The sequence below is a fragment of the Ruminiclostridium sufflavum DSM 19573 genome (assembly GCF_003208175.1).
GTDB lineage: Bacteria > Bacillota > Clostridia > Acetivibrionales > DSM-1351 > Ruminiclostridium > Ruminiclostridium sufflavum.
This window is the reverse complement of sequence record NZ_QKMR01000007.1, coordinates 124,846-149,110: the sequence shown is the minus strand read 5'-3', so window position 1 is coordinate 149,110 and position 24,265 is coordinate 124,846. Positions and strand designations below refer to the sequence as shown.

The window sequence follows — 24,265 nt, the reverse complement described above, 5'->3', positions numbered from 1 at the left end:
ACTGTTAAAAAAATACCTTTTAAAATTGTTATTATGTAAAGAAAATTATAGTATGGTAAAAATATTACAAAAAAATATTGGCTTTCCTATTTTACTGAAGGAAACTTTTTTTATACAAAAATATTGCAAGATAAGGTATAAAATCCTCATTAACAAGTATTGGGAGGAAGCTTATAATCTGACTATAGCGCTACTTTAAAGAATCATTTTAAAAGGAGGATACGAAATATGAAGAAATATCTAAAGGCGGGCTTGTCGGGATTGCTGGCAGTTGCAATGACAGCAGCACTGGTTGGCTGCGGAGGAGGTTCTGCATCAGAAGATACAAGTGCGTCTGCTGACAGTAAGGTACAGAAGGAACCGATAACACTCAAATTTCCTACATATCTGTGCGGAACTAATGTGGGGGCTGCACCTTTTAAAGTTATACTCGAAAATTTCAATAAGCAATATGGTGATGAAATAACGGTAAAGGTTGAAGAAATACCAAGTGACGATGCATACAAGGATAAGATAAAGGTTCTTATGTCTTCAGGAGATTTGCCCGATGTTATAAACGGAAAACAAGGTCTCTTTGATTTGGCAGTCAAGGGAGGTTTCGCTCTGGATTTTACACCTTATATGGATGCCGATCCAGAGTGGAAGGCATCTGTCACTGAAGCTGCTCTTAAGGCAAATTCAAGAGACGGAAAGATGTATTCGGTAACTGAAACAGCGGATGTAGTGGGATATTTTTATAATAAGGAAATGTTTCAGAAAGCAGGAATCACACCTGCAAAAACATGGGATGAATGGTTCTCAAATTGTGACAAGCTGAAAGCAGCAGGTTTCACTCCTTTAGCCTTAATGACAGGAGAAAATTCATGGACAACAAACTTAATCCTTGCTTCCTTAATCGGTACTAATGGAGAAGCGGGAAATACATTTATGAACACCTTGCATCCCAAAAACTATAATACACCTGAAGTTATAGATTCATTGACAAAAATGCAAAAGATGCTTCAGGACTATACTACAAGCGATGCGGTTGGTGCGAAGTATAATGATGCAGCAAATAACTTCCTGAGTGAAAAGGCAGCGATAATTGCAAATGGCTCATGGATGATCGGTGATTTCAGTAATACTGAAAAAGCGGCAGCCGGCTTTGACAAAAAGGTTGGATGTGCTGCTTATCCCGAAAGCGGAATTGTTACCGCATACAGGGAAGGCTGGATGGTTACATCAGATGATGATGCACACAAGGAAGCGGCAGTTAAATTTGTAAAGGCTTTGACTGAGGATGCCGCTCAACTCCAGAATCTTGAGCTTTCTTCCGTTATTCCTTTATCACCTACAGTAAATATTTCTGATGAATTTAAAGAAAAAAATCCGATACTTGCCGAATTAATAAATGCCAATTCAAGTATAAAATACAGATATCTGGAAATGGACAATATAGACTATGCCAATGTTACGGATGCGTTTGCAAATCTATATCCTGCATTAGCTATGAATAAAATGACAGCTGAGCAGGTAGTTCAGCAATTAAATGAAACCGCTGCCAAGAATACTGACTAAAGTCAATTACGGTTCAAGCCTTCGCGACGATATATCGTCTTTTCAAGCGAATTAAGCTTTTAAGCTGATTTTGAACACAGTTTGGGTTTAAATTTGTTTTAACTTTAGTAGGCTTCAGCCTCAAACCCAGACTATCGGACGATTATATCGTTTATTTAGCCGATAGTAATTGACTTTATTTACTTAAATTGCAAAATAGTTCTCCTCATATCAGAAATGATTGAGGAGAATTATTATAAGAGGTGGAAAATGGAAAAGAAAAACAGATTGTGGATAGCAATATTTTTACTGCCGTCAATATTAATATTTTGCCTGATATACGGAGCATCAGTTGTTACGCTTTTCGGCTCTTCCTTCACAGAATGGAAGCTTGCATCTAAGCTGGAATTTACCGGAATAAGCAATTATGTAAATCTATTTGCGGATAAGAATTTTTTAAAGGCATTGTCAAATACTGTGATTTGGGCATTGCTGCAATCAACTATTCATATTTTTATCGGAGTTACATTTGCATTGATACTGTCAAAAAAAGAGTTTTATTGGAAGTTTGCAAGAACTGCATATATGATACCTAATATAATTTGCTCGGCAGCTCTTGGAATGGTTTATTTAAGTATATTTAATCCGAAGTTCGGTGCCGTAAACAATATTATCAGAGCTTTGGGCGTAGAGGATTTCAGTCAGAACTGGTTTATGGATTATTCTTCAGCCTTTTTTACGGTTACAATAACCTGGCTTCCCTTTGCAGGTGTTGTTGCCATACTTGTTCTTGCTGAAATAGCGGCAATACCTGAAGCAATTCTGGAATCAGCTAAAATTGACGGAGCAGGTGAGTTCAAAACCAATATATATGTTGTGCTCCCTCTGCTGAAAAATATTATCGGAACATGTGTTATTGTAGCTGCGACAAGTATGCTGAAAAACTTTGACATTATTTTTATGACTACAAACGGAGGCCCGGGTAATACAACGCTGAACTTACCGCTTTATATATATAAAACCTCAATGCTTGAAAACAACTATGGTTATGCAAATACAATAGGCGCTTTTCTTATTTTGCTGGGAATTGTAATGCTGATTGTAATTAATAAGGCATTTAAGCTTGGACAGTCTGATATATAAACTAATTAGGGAAAGCGAGTATCTAATATGAAAATAAGTAAACTTCTTGTAGGACTAATTAAATATATGTTTGTTATTACACTTGTTGTAATTTCAGTAGTACCCATTGTCTGGGTGCTGATGTCTTCCTTCAAGACAAATGCACAGATACTGGAGTCAGCGTTTAAGCTTCCGGAGACCTTAAACTGGAGTAATTATTTTAATGCGTTTAAAATTGCTCCGCTGACTACATTTTACATAAACAGCATATTTGTGGCGGTTTTTGGCACCGGAATGAATCTTATAATAATCGGTATGGCGGCTTATGTATTTGCCAGGTTTGAATTTAAGGCCAAAAGCATACTTATGCTGGTATTTTCCATATCACTTCTGATACCAAATACATCGGTATTATATCCGCTGTATGTAACTATGAACAAGCTGGGGCTGTATGATAAGCTGCAGGGCCTGATACTGGTGTATATAGGTTTCGGACTGCCTGTAACCCTTTATATATTAAAAAGCTATTTTTTAACTATCCCGAAGGAAATTGAAGAATCTGCAAAGCTGGATGGAGCAGGGTTTTTGAGAACCTTTATTCAGATTATACTTCCGATTGCAAAGCCTGGTTTCGGAACTGCGGGAGTTATGCAATTTCTGCTTTGCTGGAATGAATTCCAGTTCGCTCTTATACTTACTTCCGGAAACAACAGCAGGACACTTCCGGTGGCATTGAGCTATTTTAATACGCAGTTTGCTTCAAATTACGGGGCTATGTTTGCAGCAACAGTGATAATAGTTATTCCTAGTATAATTATTTATGCGATTTTGCAGGAGCAGGTGGTTTCCGGCTTGGCAGCAGGTGCTGTAAAGGGTTAGGAGGTAAGAATGTCTGAATACAAAACGGCAATATTTGATCTTGACGGTGTTATAGTGGATACTGCAAAATACCACTATCTTGCGTGGAAGTGCCTTGCGGATGAGCTTGGCTTCGAGTTTACAGAGCATGACAATGAACGCTTGAAGGGAATAAGCAGAAGGAAGTCTCTGGAGATACTTCTGGATATAGGCGGTATGCGGTTGGATGAAAAAACAAAAATAACGCTGTCTGAAAAAAAGAACGGGTGGTATGTGGCCTTTATAAAAAATATAAGTTCCAAAGAAATTCTTCCGGGAGTTATTGATTTCATAAAGGAAATAAGGAGTCTCGGTATAAAAATCTCTCTGGGCTCTGCCAGTAAAAATGCAAGGCTCATTTTACAGAATATTGGAATGACAGAGTATTTTGATGCTATTGTAGATGGAAATTGTGTATTAAAAGCAAAGCCTGATCCAGAAGTGTTTATTGCTGCCGCCGGAAGGTTGGGCTCTGAAAGAAGGGAATGTGTTGTTTTTGAGGATGCCGAAGCCGGAATTGAGGCGGCCAAGAGTGCAGGGATGTATGCGGTAGGTATAGGCAGGCGGGATATTCTTGAAAAAGCGGATATTGTAGTAGGCGGCTTCAGTGGGAGCAAAGACAGGAAAATTATTGAAGAATTATTTAAATAAGGCTTGGAAGGGTGAATATTATGGACAATATTTTTAAAACTGCTGATAAAAACTGGCTGCTTGCGGAAGATGGATACAAGCCTTCCGAAAGCGGGCACTATGAAACGTTGTTCACGCTTTCAAACGGATATATAGGTATACGCGGTGTCAAGGATTTGTGCAAAACATTCTTCAGGAAAGGGACCTTTATTGCGGGAGCTTATGACAAATCGGATGCACAGGTTATTGAGCTGGTTAATTGTCCGGATTTTTTTAATTATGATATTTTTATTGAAAATGTAAAGCTGGACATGGAGGAGCTTGATATTTTATGCTACAAGCGAATTCTTGACATGAAAAAAGCTGTATTACATTCTTATTCTGAACTGGCAGGCAAGGATGGAAAAAGAATTGAAATTAGAACCTCAAAGCTTGTAAGTATAGCAAATAAGCATATAAGCGCATTTTCGGCAGGTATAAAATGTATTAATTTTTCGGCAGATATACGTATAGCAACGGCTATTGACGGGAACACGGTTAATATTGATTCTCAGAGTAATCAGGCTGTGAGACACTATAAGGTTTCAGAAGCAGCAATAATCAATAATAAAATCTCGGCACTGAAAATAAATACAAAGGACAAGAATACCGAGATGGATTTTTTATCCAATATTTCGGTTCATAACTCAACAAATACAAAAATGGAAGTTCTTTATGAAGGTGATTCAAAAGGAAATATGGTTATACAGGCAGCAGATTTCTTTGCCGAGCAGGGAAAGGAATATGTATTTGAAAAGGTGATTTATTCCCAAAGCAGCCTTAATAAAGAGCAGAAGCTTTGTGACTGTACTCTGTATGAAGCAATAAGCAGGCCTTTTTTACAGCACCTGAGTGAGCATGCTGCATCAATGGAGCAAAAGTGGAAAGTCAGTGACATAATAATTTGCGGCGATGACAGAATACAGGCTGCATTGCGATTTAATATATTCAGCCTTATTATGCTGGGCGCCAATCTGGACGGGAGCACTAATATTGGAGCCAAGGGCCTTCATGGAGAAGGGTATAAGGGACATGTGTTCTGGGATACGGAAATATTCATGCTTCCGTTTTATATATATAATGATGCGAAGGCTGCAAAGAAATTGCTGCTGTATAGATACAACCGGCTTCAGGATGCAAGGCAGAATGCATTGGAAAAAGGCTTTGAAGGCGCTAAATTTCCGTGGGAAAGTGCTGACGACGGCAGGGAAGTGACCCCTGAGATAATATTTTTGCCTGACGGGACTCCTACGAGGTGCTGGACAGGAGATGAGGAGATACATGTTACCGGAGATATAGCATTTGCCTTCTATGAGTATTATAGGATTACAGGTGATAAGGATTTCTATTACAGCTGCGGTGCGGAGGTAATACTGGAAACCGCAAAATACTGGGAATCAAGGCTGCTGTATAATTCAAATACTGAAGGCTTTGAAATAAAAGCTGTTATAGGGCCTGATGAATTTCATATCCATGTAGATAATAATTTTTATACTAATTATATGGCAAGATGGAATCTATGCACGGCTGCGGAAATCTGGGAGCAGCTTAGGGATTTATATCCGGATAAATTTGAAAAAATAAAAGCAAGGGCAGGCTTGACCGATGAAAAAATCAAGGGCTGGCTAAAGAAAGCGAATATGCTTTCTATTTCAAAGTCAGAGGGTGTTGTAGAACAATTCGATAATTTTTTCAAGCTTAAAGATTGCGTTATAACGGAGTACAGGCATGATGGAATGCCAATATTGCCTCATATGTTTAAAAACGAACTGGATTTTAAGGAATATCAGTTAATAAAGCAGCCGGATGTAGTTATGATAATGCATCTTTTTAATCATGAATTTACGTATGAGCAAAAAAGGATTAATTATGAATATTACGAAAAGAGGACAACTCATATATCTTCCCTAAGCCCGAGCATTTGCTGCCTGATGGGCATAGACATAAGGGATACAGCAATGGCAGGAAAATATTTTGATTTAGCTGCAAATACGGATATTGATGACAATCAGGGTAATACAGAACATGGCATTCATGCAGCCTCACTAGGAGGAGCATGGCAGGCTGCGGTTTTTGGCTTTGGGGGCTTCAGAATAAAAAATGGAGTAATACATCTGGCTCCGTGGCTTCCGGATACATGGAGACAGCTTGAATATAATGTTTGCTGGCAGGGCAGGCTTGTTCAGGTAAAAGTCACAAAAGACTGTATTACTGTAAGGATAAATGACAGTACTGACATGCTGCAAGCTGATAATGGCAGCAAGGCCTGCGGCTTCAAAGTGGTGGCAGGCGGAAAAGAGTACTTGGCCGAAGCTGGTATGGAAACAAGAATAGAGCTTAAAAATTAAAAGAATCTTAAAGAAGGGTAAATGAATCATTTATTGAAAGGGGGCTTAGCTGGAAGGAGAAATAATATACAGGATAAAGGAGGAATGTTCAGTCAGTAGATTTTCTTTTATTTGATGCATTAGTTGATGAAATAATAGGTGAAAAAGATGATGGAGGTAATAAAATGTCTAAAAAAGCAAGCTGTAAAGTTGTATCAATAATAATATGTATTTGCGTAATGTTATCGTCAATGCTGCCGGTCAATATGACATATGCTGATAGTACAGATCAACTTGCTGTTGTACAGTACCAGTTAAATGGAGAGCATCCTTTGAATTTGTCGGAGGCTGGAAACATTGATTGGCTGCATTTTAACGGAAGTAAGCAGATTATGAAAAATACTTCCCCGAGTGCAATTACATTCGATGAGCTTTCAAATACGGGATATGAGGGTAAATCAGACAGCGGAAGCAACTTAGATTATTGTTCTTATTCATGGAGTGATGGTATGGATGGATTTGAAACAGGTGCTGATGATACAGGATATAGAGTGTTTTATCCGCTTAGCACAAGGGACGCGGGTATATGCAGCGACGTTGGCTGGACATTTACGGTTGCGGCAAAGGATGTGAAAACAACAGTAATATTTACTGCCGGTATTTGGCAGGCAAAATCGGATATAAAGTTTTACTTGAATAATGTGCTGACGGATACAAAGAAAATACAGGCAGAGACTTCTTCCCTTATATTCAGGTATAAGGTGACTGTGCCGGCTAATTCTGAATTAAGGGTTGAGGGGATTCAAACGGAAACATTGTCTTCATACGGATATTGCACAGCATCAGACATTGCGGTAGGCGATAAAGCTTTTGTTGATAAGATTCTTTTGCAGAATCTTTATAATGAGTTAATTAATAAGACTAAAGGCCGTTATACAGATGAAACATGGTCAGCTTTTGAAAATGCATTGAGTACCGCAGGGGAGGTTCTTGGTAATCCAAATGCTGTACAGGATGAGGTTAATAATATAAAAGCAGTACTTGAACAGTCAAAAAATTCTCTTGTAAAAACAGAAACAAATGTAATGGTTGATTATACCGGTACTAAAACAAATGAGTATGCGCTGGGTAAAAACGGAGACCAGATGCACAGGTATCAGACTTTTACATCAGATGAAAGCTTTGAAATGGAGTATGTACAGTTTGGGGTTAACAAAGCAGGCAGCAGTGGGAGTAACTTGATAGTAGGACTATATGCAGCAGACAGCAGCGGAGTACCCACAGGCTCCCCACTGGTACAGACAACGGTGGGCAATGCTGATGTTGAAAGCAGTGGCTTAACATCAGTAAAGCTCAGCTATAATATAGCGGCAGGGACAAGGTATGCAATTGCTGCAACACAAGAAGTTCCTTCCTCAAGCGAACAGTACAGGTGGGCAGTTATGGCTAAAAACAGCACCACAGGAAGTGAATATTTCGGCAAGAGTGTGTCGGGTACCTTTCAGAATGAATCAGGTCTGGGTACAGGACTATTAAGAGTTGTTAAAAAGCTGTCGATTGACAGAAGTGCTTTGGAAACTCTTGTATCTGAAATGAATAATTATAACAGTATTTTGTATACGGTTGAATCATGGAATGATATGTCGGAAGGCTTAATATATGCAAAAGGAGTTTTATCCGACTTTGATTCCTCAGAGGAGGAAGTGAATTACGCAGTTACCCGGCTGCAAGCTGTAAAGGACAAGCTGGTTATGAGCATTGATATAGGAAACTTTGCCCAGCTAATCGGACAATTTGATAATGCAGTTGTAACCGGTTGCACTGAAAGTACTGTGGCTGCATTTACCAATGCCGTTACAAATGCAAAGATATTGGATGCCGGCGCATCAGAGGAGGATAAGCTGCAGGCATATTACAATATTCTGAATGCCATATCAAGTCTGAAGGTATCAGGCAAATATACAACCAATACCCATAACAAGCTGGCAGGTTCTATAGGCTTCGAAGGGGATATAAATGCGCCTATTGTTTATATAGACGGTACTATAAAGCTTGTAAGCAGGGATGAGCTTCTTATCAGGTTTGGTTTGGCGGATCTTGACAATAAGGGAGTTTCGATTAACTGGTACAACAGAGACGGATATTTACCCTGCTATGTAAGTGAATATACGGTGGATAATGTAGCATATAAAATTGAAGAATTTGCAAATAAGCATACTATCTATGGAAATCCTGTTGAGGTTGTGTACGTAAAAATGACTGCAACCAACAACTCGGGAGAAAAAAGGCTTCTGCCCGTTATAACGAAGGAGATGATTCCTCTGAATGAAGAGGGGAAAGCCTCTTTTGTTATAAATAACGGAGAAACGATTGTAAGAGAATATGCCATTGCGGCAGATAGATTTGAAAATGAAGGGCATTCAGGTGATGGTCTGGATGTGAGTCCTAAAGTTGAATTTCCGGATGATACTGCGGTTTATAAAGCTGCAAAAGCTGTCGATTACGGCAAGAACAGTATATTTGAAAATAACTATGAGGATATGAGGGCATACTGGGATGACAGGCTTGAAGGCATAATTGATATTGCTCTTCCTAACAGTAAGGAAGCAGATAATGGTGACAGCTTGATTAATGCATATAAGGCAGGCTATATTTATACAATGATTGTCAAGGACAACACTTATCTGCATGTTGGTGAAAGGGGCTATGACAGGCTGTTTTCGCATGATACGATTGGTATTATAGCAGCACTGTTTACGGCAGGTGATTTTAAGTATGCAAAGAGTTACCTTGAAAGTGTGCCGATGACCGGCGGAATAAATATTGAAAATGGCCAGATTGACGGTAACTTATACTGGGATGCAAACTGGAAGCTGCCATGGATATACTCAATGTATCTAAGCAAGACGGGAGATTCGGATTTAATTAAAGAAAGATTTGAAGAGATTATAAAGAAAATGGCTCGCTCAATCCACGATGACCGTACAGGTGACGCACATGACGGAATTATGAAAATCACCAATGCCATTGACGACAACGGGCAGTGGACAGTAGACAACTATTCTGCACTTCTGGGACTTACAAGCTATAAATACATATGTAATGAATTGGCTATAAAAGAGAATGACCAAGGCCGGAAGGCTTATTATTCTGCTGAGGCTCAATGGGCCGATGAGGAATATAACAGCTTGCTGGAGGCTGTTGATTCACAGCTTAATGATATAATTACAAGCAATAATTTAAACTATATTCCATGCTCAATGATTCAATCGAATGATGATAACAGATGTGTTGATGCAAGGGATGCAAACTGGGCTTCGATGTTCCTGTTCGGAGGCTTTCAGTGGGATGGGTACTTATACGGTGCAGACCAGAGCGATGCAGGTGTTAACATCAGTATGCTGGACGATACGTATGAATATGGTATTCAAAGACGGGAACCTCTTTTGCAGGAAGCATTAGACGCCGGAGTGAAAGTGCCCGATGCAGAAGCGGCAGAATGGGCTTACAATTTCGGAGGATATCCTCACGGATATTATTCGAGTGCTTATAATGCAGGATACGGCAGTGCGGCTCTTCGCGGTGAAAAGTACAGAGATATGGGAATAAAGGCATATGAATATTCTATAGATTATGCAATGAGCTCTCCGTTCGGCTGGTGGGAAGGTATCGGCCCAAAAGGAGACAGCTCCTCGTCAACTGAGCCGACGACCTCTTTGTGGAGCCATGATAATGCGGATATAGGAGGAGGCTCCTGCCAGCACATGTGGGGGCAGGCAAAGGCGTCTAAAGTTCTTTACGATGCGCTTATAGCTGAAAGAATATATAATGATAATAAAAATGTAGATATTATCATAGGCCGCGGAATCCCGAAGGAATGGGTAACAAATGCAAACGGAGGCAATGATGTGATTTCAAGTGTAAGCAATTATCCTGTACTTCAAGGCGGCAGGGTAGGGTACACAATTGAAAGGAAAAGCAACAAGCTGCTGGTTAAATTTATATCTGATTTGCAGGATTCCAAAATTGATAGCGGTACAGAGGTACAACACAGCGTTGAACTGCCCAGTATGGTGAATAATATTGCGAGTGCCTCCGCAGGGACGATTGATAACGAAAAGGGTATTGTGAAGGTTCCCCAGAATGTGACCGAGCTTTCCATTGTATTGGCAGATTTGCCTGAACAGCTTTATGTAAGCACACAGGAATTGCAGAACGGAAAGGAAGGAATAGCTTATTCAGCCGAATTAGAGGCAAAATCTGGAACAGAGCCTTATAAATGGAGTGGGTCAGGACTTCCGGAAGGACTGTCTATTTCAGAAAACGGTATAATTTCCGGTACACCGGCAAAAGCAGGAACATATGCTGTGACAGTAACAGTAACGGACAGCGATATGAATACGGCAAACGAGACCTACAAGCTGACAATAGAAAAGGTTGTTAAGGAACTCTCCATAATTACAGCTGAATTGCAGAACGGAAAGGAAGGAATAGCTTATTCAGCCGAATTAGAGGCAAAATCTGGAACAGAGCCTTATAAATGGAGTGGGTCAGGACTTCCGGAAGGACTTGCTATTTCAGAAAACGGCATAATTTACGGTACACCGGCAAAAGCAGGGACATATACTGTGACAGTAACAGTAACGGACAGCAAAAATGCAGCTGCAAGCAAAGCCTATAGACTGATAGTGGAAGGAGTCAAAAAAGCGCTTTCTATAAGTACAGCGGAATTTGCTAACGGAAAGAGGGGGACTGCATATTCTGCCGAGTGTATTGCAGCGGGAGGAACAGCACCTTATAAATGGAGTGCGTCAGGACTCCCTGATGGGCTTTCAATTTCGGAAGCTGGCATAATTTCAGGTACACCGACAGAAAAAGGAACCTTCTCAGTTAAGCTGACAGTAACGGACAGTGACAAAACTGCTGTAAGCAAAGATTTAAGCCTGTATATAAGGAAAGCATCGAGCGGCAGTTCCGGAGACAACAGCTCCGGTGGTACTTCAGATGGACAGACAGGTACTGGGGATGGAAAAACAGATGATAAAACTGATGGCAATGATACAGAGGATGAAACTACACAAAAGAGCTTCAAGGATATGAACAAGCACGGCTGGGCTGAAGAAGCCGTTGAAAAGCTTGCTTCCGAGGGAATTATAAGCGGAACCTCCGATACTACATTTGATCCCGGCAGGAGCATATCCAGAGCAGACTTCTTAGTACTGCTGATTAAGCTTCTTGATCTGAAAGCGGAAATTACCGATAATTTTTCTGATATCAGCAGCAACGCTTATTATTATCAGGCTGTCGGAATTGCAAAGCAGCTTGGAATAACCAGCGGGGAAGGTAATAATAAATTCAACCCGAAAGGGGAAATATCCAGACAGGATATGATGGTATTAACTGTAAAGGCACTGAAAATTGCAGGTATGGATATTTCAGAAGGAACGGAAAAGGATATTGAAGGCTTTGCAGATGCTTCAAAGGTAGTCGGTTACGCAGAGGATTATGTTGCGGCAATGGTTAAGAATGGATTTATTGTAGGCAGCGGAAATAAGCTTAATCCGACTGAAAGTATGACCAGAGCAGAGGCTGCGGTTGTACTCTATAAGATTTACCTGAAAAATAATTAATACGAGCAGAAAATAAGGCAGTGCGGGGGTTCTATTATCAAGAGCCCCTGCACTGCCTTATTATGTACTTCTGCCTGTCAGATAATACAAAAGCCGCGTTTTATTTTAATGTTTTTCTATATATGATATAATATACTTATTAAGTAAATTTTTCTTTTTATGTTAAACAATTAAAAATAAAATAGAAACGGAGGCCTGAGTAAAGCTTAATCAGCTGAAGGCTGACAAAGCATTGTTTTTCAGCTGGTATCATTATTTAATGATTTTGTAAAAATTAAATGGGGGAATGAAAAATGTTCAATTTCAAGAAAAGAGTACTATCTTTATTGGTTGTGCTTAGCCTTTGCCTGAGTGTTTGCGGTGCCGTTAATTTTACTGCTGCCGGGGCTTCCGCTGCACAGGCAGGAACGATAGTTTACGGAGACTGTAATAGTGACGGAAGTATTGATGCTTTGGATTTTGCATTGTTCAAGCAGTATTTAATTAATCCGGGGCAGGCCTTTAATGGTTCAATGGACCTGAATCTTGATAATGCCATTGATGCAGTTGATTTTGCTATTATGAAGAAATATCTGCTGGGAATTATTGATAAGCTCCCTGAAGGAGATATTCCCGTAGCTTCAAACGAATGGGTTGGTACGTGGGGGACATCGCCTCAGCTGACAGAGTCAAGCAATATGCCTCCAAGTCCGGGATTGTCAAATAATACTCTTCGGCAGATTGTCCGGGTTTCAATTGGAGGAGACCAGTTAAGATTAAGGCTCTCAAATCAATACGGAAACTCTGCTGTTTCAATGAATTCTGTGCATATGGCTGTATCTGCGGGAGGAAGCTCAATACAGGCAGGAACAGATAAAGTATTAACCTTCGGAGGAAAGGAATCAGTTACAATTCAAGCAGGTAAAACTGTTATCTCGGATACAATTGATTTTAATTTGAATAAGCTCACAAATGTGGCTGTAACAATATATTTTGGAGATGTCCCGTCAGCATTGACCGGTCACCCCGGTTCAAGGACAACCTCTTACATTCAGTCAGGCAACGCCGTTAACAGTTCCAGTATGCCTTCTGCGGTAAAAACCGAGCATTGGTATATTATAACAGGAATAGATGTATTTACGGAGGAGGCCTATGATTCTGTCGCTATTCTGGGAGATTCAATTACAGACGGCAGAGGCTCGACAACGGATGCAAATAACAGATGGACCGATGTTTTTGCAGCAAGATTATTGGATAATGCCGCAACCTCAAAGGTGTCAATGCTAAATATGGGGGTGGGAGGAAATGCTGTATTGACAGGAGGACTTGGCCCCACGGCTCTTACAAGATTTGACCGCGACATATTGGAGCAAAGCGGCGTCAAATATGCAATAGTATTTGAGGGTGTTAACGATATCGGGGCAGGCGCAGCCTCAGCAAACCTGATAAATGCTTACAAGCAGTTTATCGACAAGGCTCATGCAAAAAATATACTTGTATATGGAGCTACAATCACGCCTATTGGCAGCTCACAATATGCAAGCGGTGAACAGGCAAGGACAGAGGTTAACAATTGGATAAGGACTAGCGGACAATTTGATGCTGTAATTGATTTTGATGCCGCAGTCAGAGATCCGAACAACCAAAAGATGCTTCAAAGTTCATATGATAGCGGAGATCATCTGCATCTTAGTCCGGCAGGATATAAAAAAATGGCAGAGATTATAGATTTAAGCCTGTTCACAAAATAAGGAATATTATAAACCCCTCAAAGGATTCTGTTATCGTTCAAAGGGACAGATTGTGAACTGAGGTTCATATATACAAGGCGGACGGAGAAACCTGTCCGCCTTGTGCTGTTAAGCGATATTTTCCTGCTGCGTATTCTCTGCTTTTTCTGTTGTGACCTGCTCCACGCTTTCCATAATGTCCACATCTCGATAGACGATGCGGATTGTCTGCTCTGCTGTGCGGGAGTACTTCTGTCAAGTGGCTCCGGTATATACGGAAGCAGTGCTTATCAGCCAGCGCCAGAGTTTGCCCTACGGGAGATTTTCAAATGCACTCAAAATAAAATAATAGGTTTACGCAATTTTACTTGAATAGACAAAACAATTGTAATTTAGGCTCTTTTTTACTATAATAAATACTATCTACTGCCATAAAGGAGAGTTTTCCATGCAAAATGAGGATAGATGGTTAACCACAAAAGAGGTATGTGTATATTTAAGCATCAGCCGTCAGACATTGATGTTTTGGATAGAAACAAAAAACTTTCCTGCCGTTAAAGTAGGGAAGTTTTGGCGATACAAACAAAACGAGATTGACATATGGATGCGAAGCAGTGACGAAAATCGGTTCGATAAGGAGGTGTAGCGTATGTTGAAGATCGCAATTTGTGACGATCAGCCTAGAGAGCTGAAAATCATCAATGAATATGTATTAGAATACCTTGATGCTCGCACATTGCAAGCAGAGATAAAAAAATTTGCTCATCCTGATGAGCTTTTGACCGCCACCCAAACCGAGAGCTTTCATCTCTACCTGCTGGATATTGTCATGCCTATGGTCAGCGGGCTGGAACTGGGGCAGAGCATCCGCCGTATCAGCCGGGAGGCGCAGATCGTCTACATCACCACTGAGCCGGGCTATGCATTGGATGCCTATGCGGTCAATCCGCTGCACTACCTGATCAAGCCTATAGAAAAGCAGACTTTGTTTTCCGCATTGGAGCTTGCCTTTTCCAAGGTGGATTTCGGCAAGGAAATTACTGTTACCGTGAAAACCAAAGTGGGACTGCATACTTTGTCCGCAGTTCAAATTGCATATTGTGAGTATAAAAAACACGCTGTGCGCTATACGCTGATCGGCGGCGAACAGGTGGAAACCATCACGCTTGCCTGCAGCTTTGCCGAGCATATCACCCCGCTTCTGCACGATGCACGTTTTCTTTCGCCCCATGTCTCCTTTGCCCTCAATATGAGCCGTGTGGAAAAGCTGTCACGAGAGGGCTTTTATTTGCGTGACGGAGGCTTTGTGCCTGTTTCCGCCAAGCAGTATGCCTCTGTGCGCAATGCTTACCTAAACTACCGTCTGGGCGGGGAGGCGAAATAATGGAAATGTTTTTGGCCCACTTCTTGCGCGCCACCGTATCCGCTGCCGCAAACGTTGTGCTTCTGAGCTCGCTTTTGCAGCCCAAATACAGCCGAAAAGGTACAAATCTTGTTCTGCTCACCATATTTACGCTGAACCTGTCAACAGCGGTTTTTTGCTATACCAGCGGCAACCTCACCTTGCTTACAAAGATAGACGTTATATTATTCACACTGCTTTGCTTTGCGGCAAGGCCTTTTTTTCGCGATAGTTTTATGCAATGGCTGTTCTCTTACATCACTGCGATCAACGTGAGCATTATCGTGATTATACTCAGCTTTATTTTTTCAAGGTTTCTGCCATATCCGCAATATGCAAACACCGTATTGCGGCTGTTCCTTTTTGCGGCCTTTATTCTGCTGTTTCGCAAGGTGCTGCGGCCTCTTTACCGCCAGGTGGCGGAGCATTGGACGGTATTTTTCTATGTGGCGGGCAGCGCTTTTCTGGCCTTTTCGTGGCTCATGTTTAACACTGATGATATTGTGCATACGCTTACAGTTCAGGCTGTACCGCTGCTTTGGCTCATACTTGTTACGTTGGCCGGGTATGGGTCGGTGTTTCACGGTCTCAGAAGCGTGGGCGCGGAATACCGCCTGAAGCAGGATAAAACCTTATTGGAGCTGTCCGGCGAGACCATGAAACAGCGCCTTGCATTTATGGATGAGGCGGTAGGGCAAATGCGGGTTGTGCAGCATGACCAGCGTCACCTGAATGCCACCCTTTTGGAGCTGATGCAAAATGGCGATGTGGAAAATGCATCTGCTTTGCTTCATAAGCAGATTGCCGCTTTACCGCAAAAGCCGGTGCGTTATTGTGAAAATATTGCTGTAAATGCCGCCGTAAGCTACTATGCCGCCTTGGCCGAGGGGCGGAGAATCAGTTGTGATCTTAGGCTGGATATCCCCGAAAAGCTGCCATTTTCAGATCTGGCTCTGTCTATGACGCTTTCCAACCTGATGGAAAATGCCATACACGCCTGTGAAAAACTTGATTCCCAAGAGGAGCACTGCCTCTGCGTCCGAGCCATCTACACAGGGCAGCTCATTTTAGAGGTGGAGAATCCTTATTTTGGCGAGGTGCTTCTGGATGAAAACGGCTATCCCGCTGTCTGGGAGGAGGGACATGGTTGGGGCGGTGAGAGCGTCCGCGCCTTTGTGCGGGAAAACGGCGGAGAGATTCTCTATCAGGTAGAGAACGGCGTTTTTAATGTGCGGCTGCTGATCTAATCACAGCTGTTTTCATTTGTCAAGAGAAAACTTTGCGCTTATCCTTGAACATTAAGTAGAAAAATGAGTCTTTTAAGTAGAAAGGCTCATTTTTTCTTTTTCTTATGTTACGCTCAGGGCAGAAGCTTACAAAATATAATGGAGTTAATGGAGGAAATGAACATGAGAAAAAGAGTACTCTCCTTCCTGCTGGCGTCCTGCATGGTGCTTCCTTTAGCACTGTTCACAGGCGGCTGTGCACAAAAAAGCAGTGCATCTGCCTTGTGGGAGGCTGGTGGCACCAGAAACAAGATTGTCGTCATAAGCGATATTCACATCGGAGTTGACGACAAATATGCCGAAAATGTTGCAAACCGTCCAATATTAATTGATTTCTTGAAGCGGCTTCAAAGCACCAGAGATGTGCGGGAGCTGGTAATCGACGGTGATTTTCTGGATGAATGGTTTCTGCCGGTGGATTATCCCAGCTACACCGATGTGCAACAATTTTACAAGGAGGTCATTGCCAACAATCAGGGAGTCATTGATGAGTTGAACAAGGTAGCTGACAGCGGAATCAAGCTGGTCTACTTACCTGGCAATCACGATATGACGCAGGAGGATGAAGTTTTGCAGGAGGCAATCCCCAAAATTGTACAGATTCGGGATGCCAAAGGGCTGGGAACTTATTACACGGGTGACCGCAATGAAATTGTAATTGAGCATGGCCACCGTTACGATGTATTCTCCGCGCCAGATACGGTAACCAACGCAGAGCTTCTTGGTAATAATGATACTATGCTGCCGGCAGGTTATTTTTACGCCCGCTACGGAGCAACATGGGTGACCGAAGGCCGCCCGAAGGTTGAAAGAACTTTGCCGGTAATCACCGATGTACCCGATAAAGCTGATTTAGACCAATACGGTGCATATATGTATTACCAGATCCTTAAAAGTGTATCCGAACGGCTGACGATCAACGAAGGTCTTGAGGAAAAAGTATTCGATATGCATATGGATGGTTTTGATGATTCCTATACTTATCTGGATTTTTATCCTGCCCGTCAGGAGGACGGAAGCATATCCGCACCGGTGCTGTTTCAAAACATTCAGCGTACATGGGCGGAACGTCAGAAAGTCAATCAGGTCAAGGTTCCGAACAGCTTTCTTGAGGCGGTTGCCGGAACCTTGGATGGAGAGTATTTCTTCAAACAGGCAAACATACAGTATTTGGATAATCCTGATGAAAACGTGGATGTAGTTGTATTTGGTCATACACATATACCCGAATATAAAGCTCTGGACAACGGAAAATACTACGTCAATGAAGGCACGTGGATTGACGATAACACCCGCTCGGAGGCTGAGCGTACATTTGCCGTCATCACCACCGGCGAGAAAACCACGGCTGGACTATATCAGTATGAGAAGGACGGCTTGGTGACCGATATTACCGCAAATGTCGGCAAGGGGAAATAGGAAGCCACCGCTTTCAAAAGCTCTTTCGCCCGTGTCCTTTAAAAACTGCGGGAATGCTACCATGCAGGCACGTTATGTATAGGCAGGCGGCTTAGGCAACGATGCGGTACGGGCAAAACTGAATGAAGGATTAAAGGTATTCTGTCTTGAACGGGCCTTTGCTGCCTGAATACAGGGGAGCAGGATGGCGGCAGGCTGAATTTATGGTGCGACGGTAACAACCACGCAACCGGGGATTATTGAGAGTTTGACAGTCCTATCACGGATTTGTCAGGCGCTGCAACAGACCGGTTGCTCCCCATTAATTGATGCACTGAAGAATATCGGCAATTAAACTGGGTATATGCCGCTTTGAAATGAATGGGAAATCTGAGGCAACCGGAAAAGTATCACTGAGGTTTCCCCTGAAGGAGCGTGACGAAATAGAAAATCGTAGACGTGAGGATGCGCCGCTTTCTGCCCCTAATACGGAGGGCAACGTGTGGCCAAAACAGGTTTGTCCGGCTTTTGAACCGAGGACCGGTGCACCGGAGGGAATGCGGCAATGCTGGTACTGCCGGTGTGCAGATTTTCATCTGAACAAACCCCGCTCACTGGATGTGGGCGTATGCTACTGGCCGAAAAAAACTGAAAGCTAAAAAATACATACAGCAAAACAATGTGCGTGTCTGTGCTTATCCTCGTGAGCTGTATATATAGGGGTATTTTGATGTCAATACCGAGAGGAATCCGACGCGGATTATAAAAAGAGATTCTTCTAAAATAATGTGACAGAACATATAAGACAGAAACAGCAATGGCAATGGAAGCGTTTTGCCGTCTCAAGTGGCTGGGACGGAGGCATTATCAACTATGCATCGCGGCCACAGCGGTAGAATGGAGTTTATTATGATAAAGAAAAAGCTACTGTCAACTGCTCTGGTATTATTGCTGCTGCTGACAATAATACCTACCGCTGCTCTGGCGAGCGAGCCGGTTTATGTTACCAGAGGAACCGTGTGCGATATGTTGCTTGTTGCGGCGGATGATTATACGGAAGACCTGACCCGCGGGGATATAATTAAAGGCTATGGCGACGGTGAGCTCAAAGAAGATCAGCTTGTAACCCGTGCCGAAGCCTTTGTTATGATAAGCCACGCCTTCGGAGAGCTTCCTGCGCCTGTGGGCAATGACCTGCGCTTAAACCCGCAGTCCGTCAGTTTTACAGAGGTTCCCGTTTGGGCTCAGGCAGATGTTAATAATCTTGTCAGTGCCGGAGTCGTTATCGGCTCGATCGACAGCACACTATATGAAAAGGACAATGTTACGGCCGAACAGGTGCAAACAGTCATAAACCGCATCTGGGCGCTCAAGGGAAGTAATTTGAAGGATGATTTCTATAATACCGTCAACAAAGCATGGCTTGACCAAAGCGTCATAAAGCCGGGCGAAACCTCTGCCGGCGGGTTTGTGGAAATCGATAATCTGAATAATGAGCGCCTGACGGGGATCATCAACGAGATTATTTCAGGTACATACAGCAAGGGAACAAAAGAACAGAAAATTTCAGATTTCTACCATTCTGTGCTCGATATGGACGCCCGCAACAAACAGGGCATTGCACCTATCAAATCCTATCTGGACGAGATTGATGCGGTGGACAGCATGGATAAGCTGTATGCTGTGCAGAAAACTCTTTTAGACGACCTGAGTCTTAACGGTCTTTTTAGCTTCTCCGTTGATGTAGACATGAAGGACAGCAATAAGTACACGATATATTTCAGCGGCATTTCACCTGAGATTCCCAAGGAGCTTTACGCAGCCGGGGATTCGCCGCAGACAACGGCCTATAAGAACCATCTTAAAACGCTCCTCGATTTATCTGGGGATGAAAATGCTCAAGAACAGGCAAATGCCTTTTATGAAATGGAAAAGGTGCTGTCACAAAGCCAGCTTGATACACAGGACTACGGAAATGTGGATAAAATCAATAATGCCTACACGGTTGATCAGCTACAGGCAATCTTTCCGGCAATGGATGTCAGGCAGGCCATCACCGATTCAGGCTATCAGCTTCCCGACAAGGTCATCATACTGGACGTGGAGCTGACGGAGGCCTTTGCGAAATACTACACCGCAGAAAATCTTTCCCTGCTTAAAACAATTGTGAAACTCAGCTTGCTCTTCGGGTACGGCGACTCGCTTGGGCAGGACTTCTTGGATGCCAGTGACGCGTTCCGCGCCGCTTTTTACGGTGTGGAAGGAACACAGTCGGACGCAGAGATTGCCTCGCTTGAGACACAAAACATCATGAGCGACTATCTGGGCAAGGCTTTTATTGATAAGTATTTCTCGGCTAGAGCAAAACAAGACGTGGAAAATATGGTCACGGATTTCATTTCCATATATAAAAGTCGGGTCAGCAAGCTGGACTGGATGAGCGCTGTGACAAAACAGATGGCCATCAAAAAGCTGGATACGATGACCGTTAAAATCGGGTATCCGGATTCATGGGAGTCCCCTATGGACAAGGTCGAAATCAAGAGCGGCAGTTACTTTTCAAACATGACTGCGATTGCGAAACAATCCCGCCTTGAAAACATCGCCTTGCAAGGGCGGCCTGTTGACAATACAAAATGGATGATGTCGGCTTATGAGGTAAACGCCTATTATAACCCCACTGCAAATGAGATTGTGTTCCCGGCAGGCATTCTGCAAGCGCCGTTCTATGACATTAACGCATCCAAAGAGGCCAATTTGGGCGGTATCGGAACAGTGATTGCGCATGAGATTACACACGCTTTTGACAACAACGGGGCTAAATTTGATGAAAACGGCAATGCGGTCAACTGGTGGACTGCATCGGATTATCAGAAGTTCGAGGCTCTTTGCGCCGAAGTAACACAGCACTATAACGGATACGAATCCGCTCCGGGTATTTACCTTAATGGGGCACTTACTCTCAGTGAGAACATTGCTGACCTCGGCGGCATGGCTTGCGCGCTTGAATCCATGAAAAAGCTTAGTGATCCCGATTATGACGCTTTCTTTAAAAACAACGCAAAAATTTGGGAAATGACTTGCACACGGCAATATCTTGAACTGCTGAGCCAGATGGACGTACATAGCCCGAACAAGGCGCGGACCAATCAGGTTGTGCAAAATTTTGAGGAATTTTATCAGACATACGGTATTACTGAAAAAGATGGCATGTACACCCCGGTCAGGGTGCAGATTTGGTGATAAGAATCGTCCGAATTTAATCGATCTAAATGCATGCAATGGATTGTCTCAAAAAGACAGCAATAAAAAGCGTGAAGGTAAATCCCAAAGGGGTTACTTTACGCTTTTTTGCTCGATTATATGTCTAAAGATAATCAAAAATCCTTTTTCCTAAAATATGTTTTGAGGTTACAACCGTATAAACCCTTTTACTTTGAGGGGTTTTTGAAGGACATGGATTTATAAAGCATCCGCATTGATTTTGCATTTCATGTCACCTGCCGGAAGCCAATGGGGAATTTTGGCTTTTCAGGCTCAGGTCTTTTGGCGGCAAGGAGAAGTACGCTTATTTGGCTTACATGCTGAACTAATTGTATATGAGTACCGTCTTCCGTATGTCCGCTGAAGATAATAAGGCTCGGGTCAGAAAAACCGATACTTTCTATACCGAACTGTACTGTTTCACCAAAGCTGACAAGTCTGGCAGCCACCTCATTTTCAGTATCCAGATTTGAATCGAATTCATTTATTTCAGCGTATAGCTTCTTGCAGAATTCACTGGCAAAGTTCTGCTGCGCAAGAAGGGCAGTCAGACTTTTTTCAAAATTGGATTTAATGGCTTCTGCATCAACCACATCTGCTTGCTTGTTAATTTTTATCATTGCTTTATTCAAGGGATTGAGAAATTTCACTTAAGGTTACCTCCGTTCTTTATTGAAGGATAATATACCCTCATGAATATCATATGAATTTTTTGAAAATTTGGGAATGTTTAATTTAATTTTAAATATAATGTGTAATATAAAAAATGCTTTTAATTTCAACATGTGGTATGATATATAGTATACTTAATAGCCTGTGTTATAGGAACAGAGGCTGACAAATGTAATTTTAAGGGGATATACATATGAAAAAATTTATAATTGCCTTGATTATTGCGCTAAGCTTTACAAATGTTTTATCAGCAGCAGTGTTTGCCGCACAGCCGCAGATATCTGTGGTGGTTAATGAGGAAAAGCTGGATTTTCCTGATGCACAGCCATTTGTAGATGTAAACGGGCGTACTCAGACACCTGCAAAGTATATCGGTGAAGCCTTGGGGGCTTCGGTTACATGGAACGGAAGAACAAAAAAAGCAGTATTTACATTCGGAGATACCGAGCTGGTTTTGTATATAGGGAAAAGCAGCTATGAGATAGACGGTAAGATTAAACAAATGGATACTACCGCTGTAATTAAAGATGGAAGAACCTTTGTACCTGCAAAATATATCGCTGAGGCTTTTGGAGCTGATGTGGAGTGGGACGGCGGAACAAAGACTGTCTATGTGAGCAGGACTCTGACGTCACAGCTGGAAGAAGGAAAGGACATTGAGGACGGAACAGTTGTAAATAATCAGACAGAGCTTATAGAGGTAATAAGTGCGGCGGCCCTTACACTTCAGCCTTCTATGAATATAAAGTGCAATAACTATAAGTCTTCGGATTACGATTTGGATGCTTTGCTTGACAGTGACCTTGGCATATTCGGAGCAAGGTATATAAGTATAAATTGGTCGGAAATTCTGGATGTAGCGGATATGACCTTGAATATTACCTACTCTCAGGTACACAAAATTCAGCAGTCTATGACTAGTACGCTTGCATCAGATAGATTATCCTCTGAGGATATAGAGGTCAAGGACAAAATGGAGGAAATTGTTTCTGAAGTTATAGCAGATGAAATGACTGATTATGAAAAGGAATTGGCTATACACGATTATTTGGTTGCAAATTATAAATATGACTATGAAAATTATAAAAGCGATACACTCCCCGACGAATCATATACACCCTACGGTCTTTTGATTAAAGGTACGGGAGTATGCCAGGCTTATGCAGAGGCAATGAAGCTGCTGCTGAACAGGGTAGGAGTAGAGTGCGAGGTTGTTATAGGCAAATCCAGAGAAGAGGCGCATGGCTGGAATATTGTGAAGCTTGATGACGAATACTATATGGTTGATGTGACATGGGATGATCCCACGCCTGATGAGGAAGGGTATATAAGTTATGGCTATTTTAATGTGACCTCCGGGCAATTGGAGGAGGATCACAGCTGGGATACCGACAAGTGGCCAGTTGCAACAGGTACAAAATATAATTATTTTGTATATAACAATCTGGTGGTAAATAACTATATGGAATTTCGGAAGCTGGTCGAGAAAAGTATCAGTGAGGGGAAAAAGGATATAGTAATGTATATATATGGATACAATAAAGGTGCATTTGATTTGAATTTTATATTCAACTTCAATTCTAATTCCTTCATGTGTACAGATACAAATGAAATAAATACGGTATTCAGAATTATACTGCACTAGGTGACAATTAAAATTCCTCATAAATCCTGATAATTTTTGTGCCGGAATTCCGGCGTGGAGGAGGTTAACTTGGAATTTTACAGTGAGCGTCTGAACTACAGATATTTTACCGAGCAGGACTTTGAGTTGTTCCGTTCTGTATTTTCTGATGAGAAGGTTATGAAATATGCATGGATAGATAAGATTGACAAAGATGATGATATGGCTTTGTTTTTTAATGATTTTCTTAATCATGGCAATGAGCTGAATAGTAACAGTTCATATGCATTTGCTGTTTTCGTCCGTGAGAATGAAAGGTTTGCAGGGTTTGCCGATATAGTTATAAATTGCCGGAATCCTAATGGAGGCTGCGGGGAAATAGGATACTTTTTACTTCCGGAGCACTGGGGGAAGGGCTATGCCACAGAATTGTCCGAGACATTGGTTAAAACAGGCTTTACAAGGCTTGGCCTTCATAAAATGTCAGCAAGGTGTAATTCAAAAAATTTAAAATCAGAAAGTGTTATGAAGAAAGTTGGTATGATAAAAGAAGGAGAGCTGCGTAAGGTCAGATTCAAAAACGGGTCATGGGATGATGAAAAGCACTATGGCATACTTATTGAAGACTGGAAATGTGACAAACAGTAAAAGCATGTATGGTATTTAAAACAAGTTATGGCTTAAAAAACCTTTAGTGATATTTTAATTGACCGTAAGAAATGGATTATT

At 41.9% G+C, this 24,265-nt stretch carries 16 protein-coding genes; 15 read left to right on the top strand and 1 reads right to left on the bottom strand.

Annotated features, from left to right (window positions below; translation table 11 throughout):
- Positions 1 to 228 precede the first annotated feature (228 nt).
- From LY28_RS07865 to LY28_RS07805, 13 genes are all read left to right on the top strand, one after another.
- Positions 229 to 1,557 carry an ABC transporter substrate-binding protein gene (locus tag LY28_RS07865; RefSeq protein WP_110461626.1) on the top strand — a complete coding sequence of 443 codons (1,329 nt, stop codon included), beginning with the start codon at positions 229 to 231 and terminating at the stop codon, positions 1,555 to 1,557.
- Between the two features lie 249 nt (positions 1,558 to 1,806).
- Positions 1,807 to 2,679: a carbohydrate ABC transporter permease gene (locus tag LY28_RS07860; RefSeq protein WP_110461625.1), complete on the top strand. Its 873-nt coding sequence runs from the start codon at positions 1,807 to 1,809 to the stop codon at positions 2,677 to 2,679.
- A 27-nt stretch (positions 2,680 to 2,706) separates the two neighbouring features.
- Positions 2,707 to 3,537 (top strand): carbohydrate ABC transporter permease, encoded by an 831-nt coding sequence (locus tag LY28_RS07855; RefSeq protein ID WP_110461624.1) that lies wholly within the window; start codon positions 2,707 to 2,709, stop codon positions 3,535 to 3,537.
- A gap of 9 nt (positions 3,538 to 3,546) precedes the next feature.
- Entirely contained in the window at positions 3,547 to 4,206 is a 660-nt protein-coding gene (pgmB, locus tag LY28_RS07850) for a beta-phosphoglucomutase (protein ID WP_110461623.1), read from the top strand.
- 20 nt (positions 4,207 to 4,226) lie between these two features.
- Positions 4,227 to 6,572 carry a glycoside hydrolase family 65 protein gene (locus LY28_RS07845; RefSeq protein WP_110461622.1) on the top strand — a complete coding sequence of 782 codons (2,346 nt, stop codon included), beginning with the start codon at positions 4,227 to 4,229 and terminating at the stop codon, positions 6,570 to 6,572.
- Positions 6,573 to 6,736: 164 nt separating this feature from the next.
- Positions 6,737 to 12,181 carry a putative Ig domain-containing protein gene (locus LY28_RS07840; protein ID WP_110461621.1) on the top strand — a complete coding sequence of 1,815 codons (5,445 nt, stop codon included), beginning with the start codon at positions 6,737 to 6,739 and terminating at the stop codon, positions 12,179 to 12,181.
- Between the two features lie 293 nt (positions 12,182 to 12,474).
- Positions 12,475 to 13,911, top strand: a complete 1,437-nt coding sequence (locus LY28_RS07835) for a GDSL-type esterase/lipase family protein (RefSeq protein ID WP_110461620.1) — start codon at positions 12,475 to 12,477, stop codon at positions 13,909 to 13,911.
- A gap of 427 nt (positions 13,912 to 14,338) precedes the next feature.
- Entirely contained in the window at positions 14,339 to 14,536 is a 198-nt protein-coding gene (locus tag LY28_RS07830; protein WP_110461619.1) for a helix-turn-helix domain-containing protein, read from the top strand.
- Between the two features lie 3 nt (positions 14,537 to 14,539).
- Positions 14,540 to 15,274, top strand: coding sequence for a LytR/AlgR family response regulator transcription factor (locus LY28_RS07825; protein ID WP_110461618.1), 735 nt, complete (start codon positions 14,540 to 14,542; stop codon positions 15,272 to 15,274).
- Entirely contained in the window at positions 15,274 to 16,539 is a 1,266-nt protein-coding gene (locus tag LY28_RS07820) for a sensor histidine kinase (RefSeq protein WP_110461617.1), read from the top strand. Before LY28_RS07825 ends, LY28_RS07820 begins: the two co-directional genes overlap by 1 nt.
- Positions 16,540 to 16,701: 162 nt before the next feature.
- Positions 16,702 to 17,997 carry a metallophosphoesterase gene (locus LY28_RS07815; protein WP_110461616.1) on the top strand — a complete coding sequence of 432 codons (1,296 nt, stop codon included), beginning with the start codon at positions 16,702 to 16,704 and terminating at the stop codon, positions 17,995 to 17,997.
- 356 nt (positions 17,998 to 18,353) lie between these two features.
- A complete protein-coding gene (locus LY28_RS07810; protein ID WP_242981185.1) occupies positions 18,354 to 18,635 on the top strand; it encodes a hypothetical protein in 282 nt (93 codons plus the stop codon).
- Between the two features lie 250 nt (positions 18,636 to 18,885).
- Complete coding sequence (locus tag LY28_RS07805; protein ID WP_165835521.1) at positions 18,886 to 21,219, top strand: M13 family metallopeptidase; 2,334 nt, start codon at positions 18,886 to 18,888, stop codon at positions 21,217 to 21,219.
- A gap of 248 nt (positions 21,220 to 21,467) precedes the next feature.
- Here LY28_RS07805 and LY28_RS07800 read toward each other — a convergent pair whose 3' ends face one another.
- Entirely contained in the window at positions 21,468 to 21,890 is a 423-nt protein-coding gene (locus LY28_RS07800; protein WP_207658065.1) for a DUF6173 family protein, read from the bottom strand.
- 215 nt (positions 21,891 to 22,105) lie between these two features.
- On the opposite strand from LY28_RS07800, the gene LY28_RS07795 reads away from it, so the two are divergent.
- Both LY28_RS07795 and LY28_RS07790 read left to right on the top strand, forming a co-directional pair.
- Positions 22,106 to 23,557 carry a copper amine oxidase N-terminal domain-containing protein gene (locus tag LY28_RS07795; protein ID WP_110461614.1) on the top strand — a complete coding sequence of 484 codons (1,452 nt, stop codon included), beginning with the start codon at positions 22,106 to 22,108 and terminating at the stop codon, positions 23,555 to 23,557.
- A 69-nt stretch (positions 23,558 to 23,626) separates the two neighbouring features.
- Positions 23,627 to 24,184: a GNAT family N-acetyltransferase gene (locus tag LY28_RS07790; RefSeq protein ID WP_110461613.1), complete on the top strand. Its 558-nt coding sequence runs from the start codon at positions 23,627 to 23,629 to the stop codon at positions 24,182 to 24,184.
- The last annotated feature ends 81 nt before the right edge of the window (positions 24,185 to 24,265 follow it).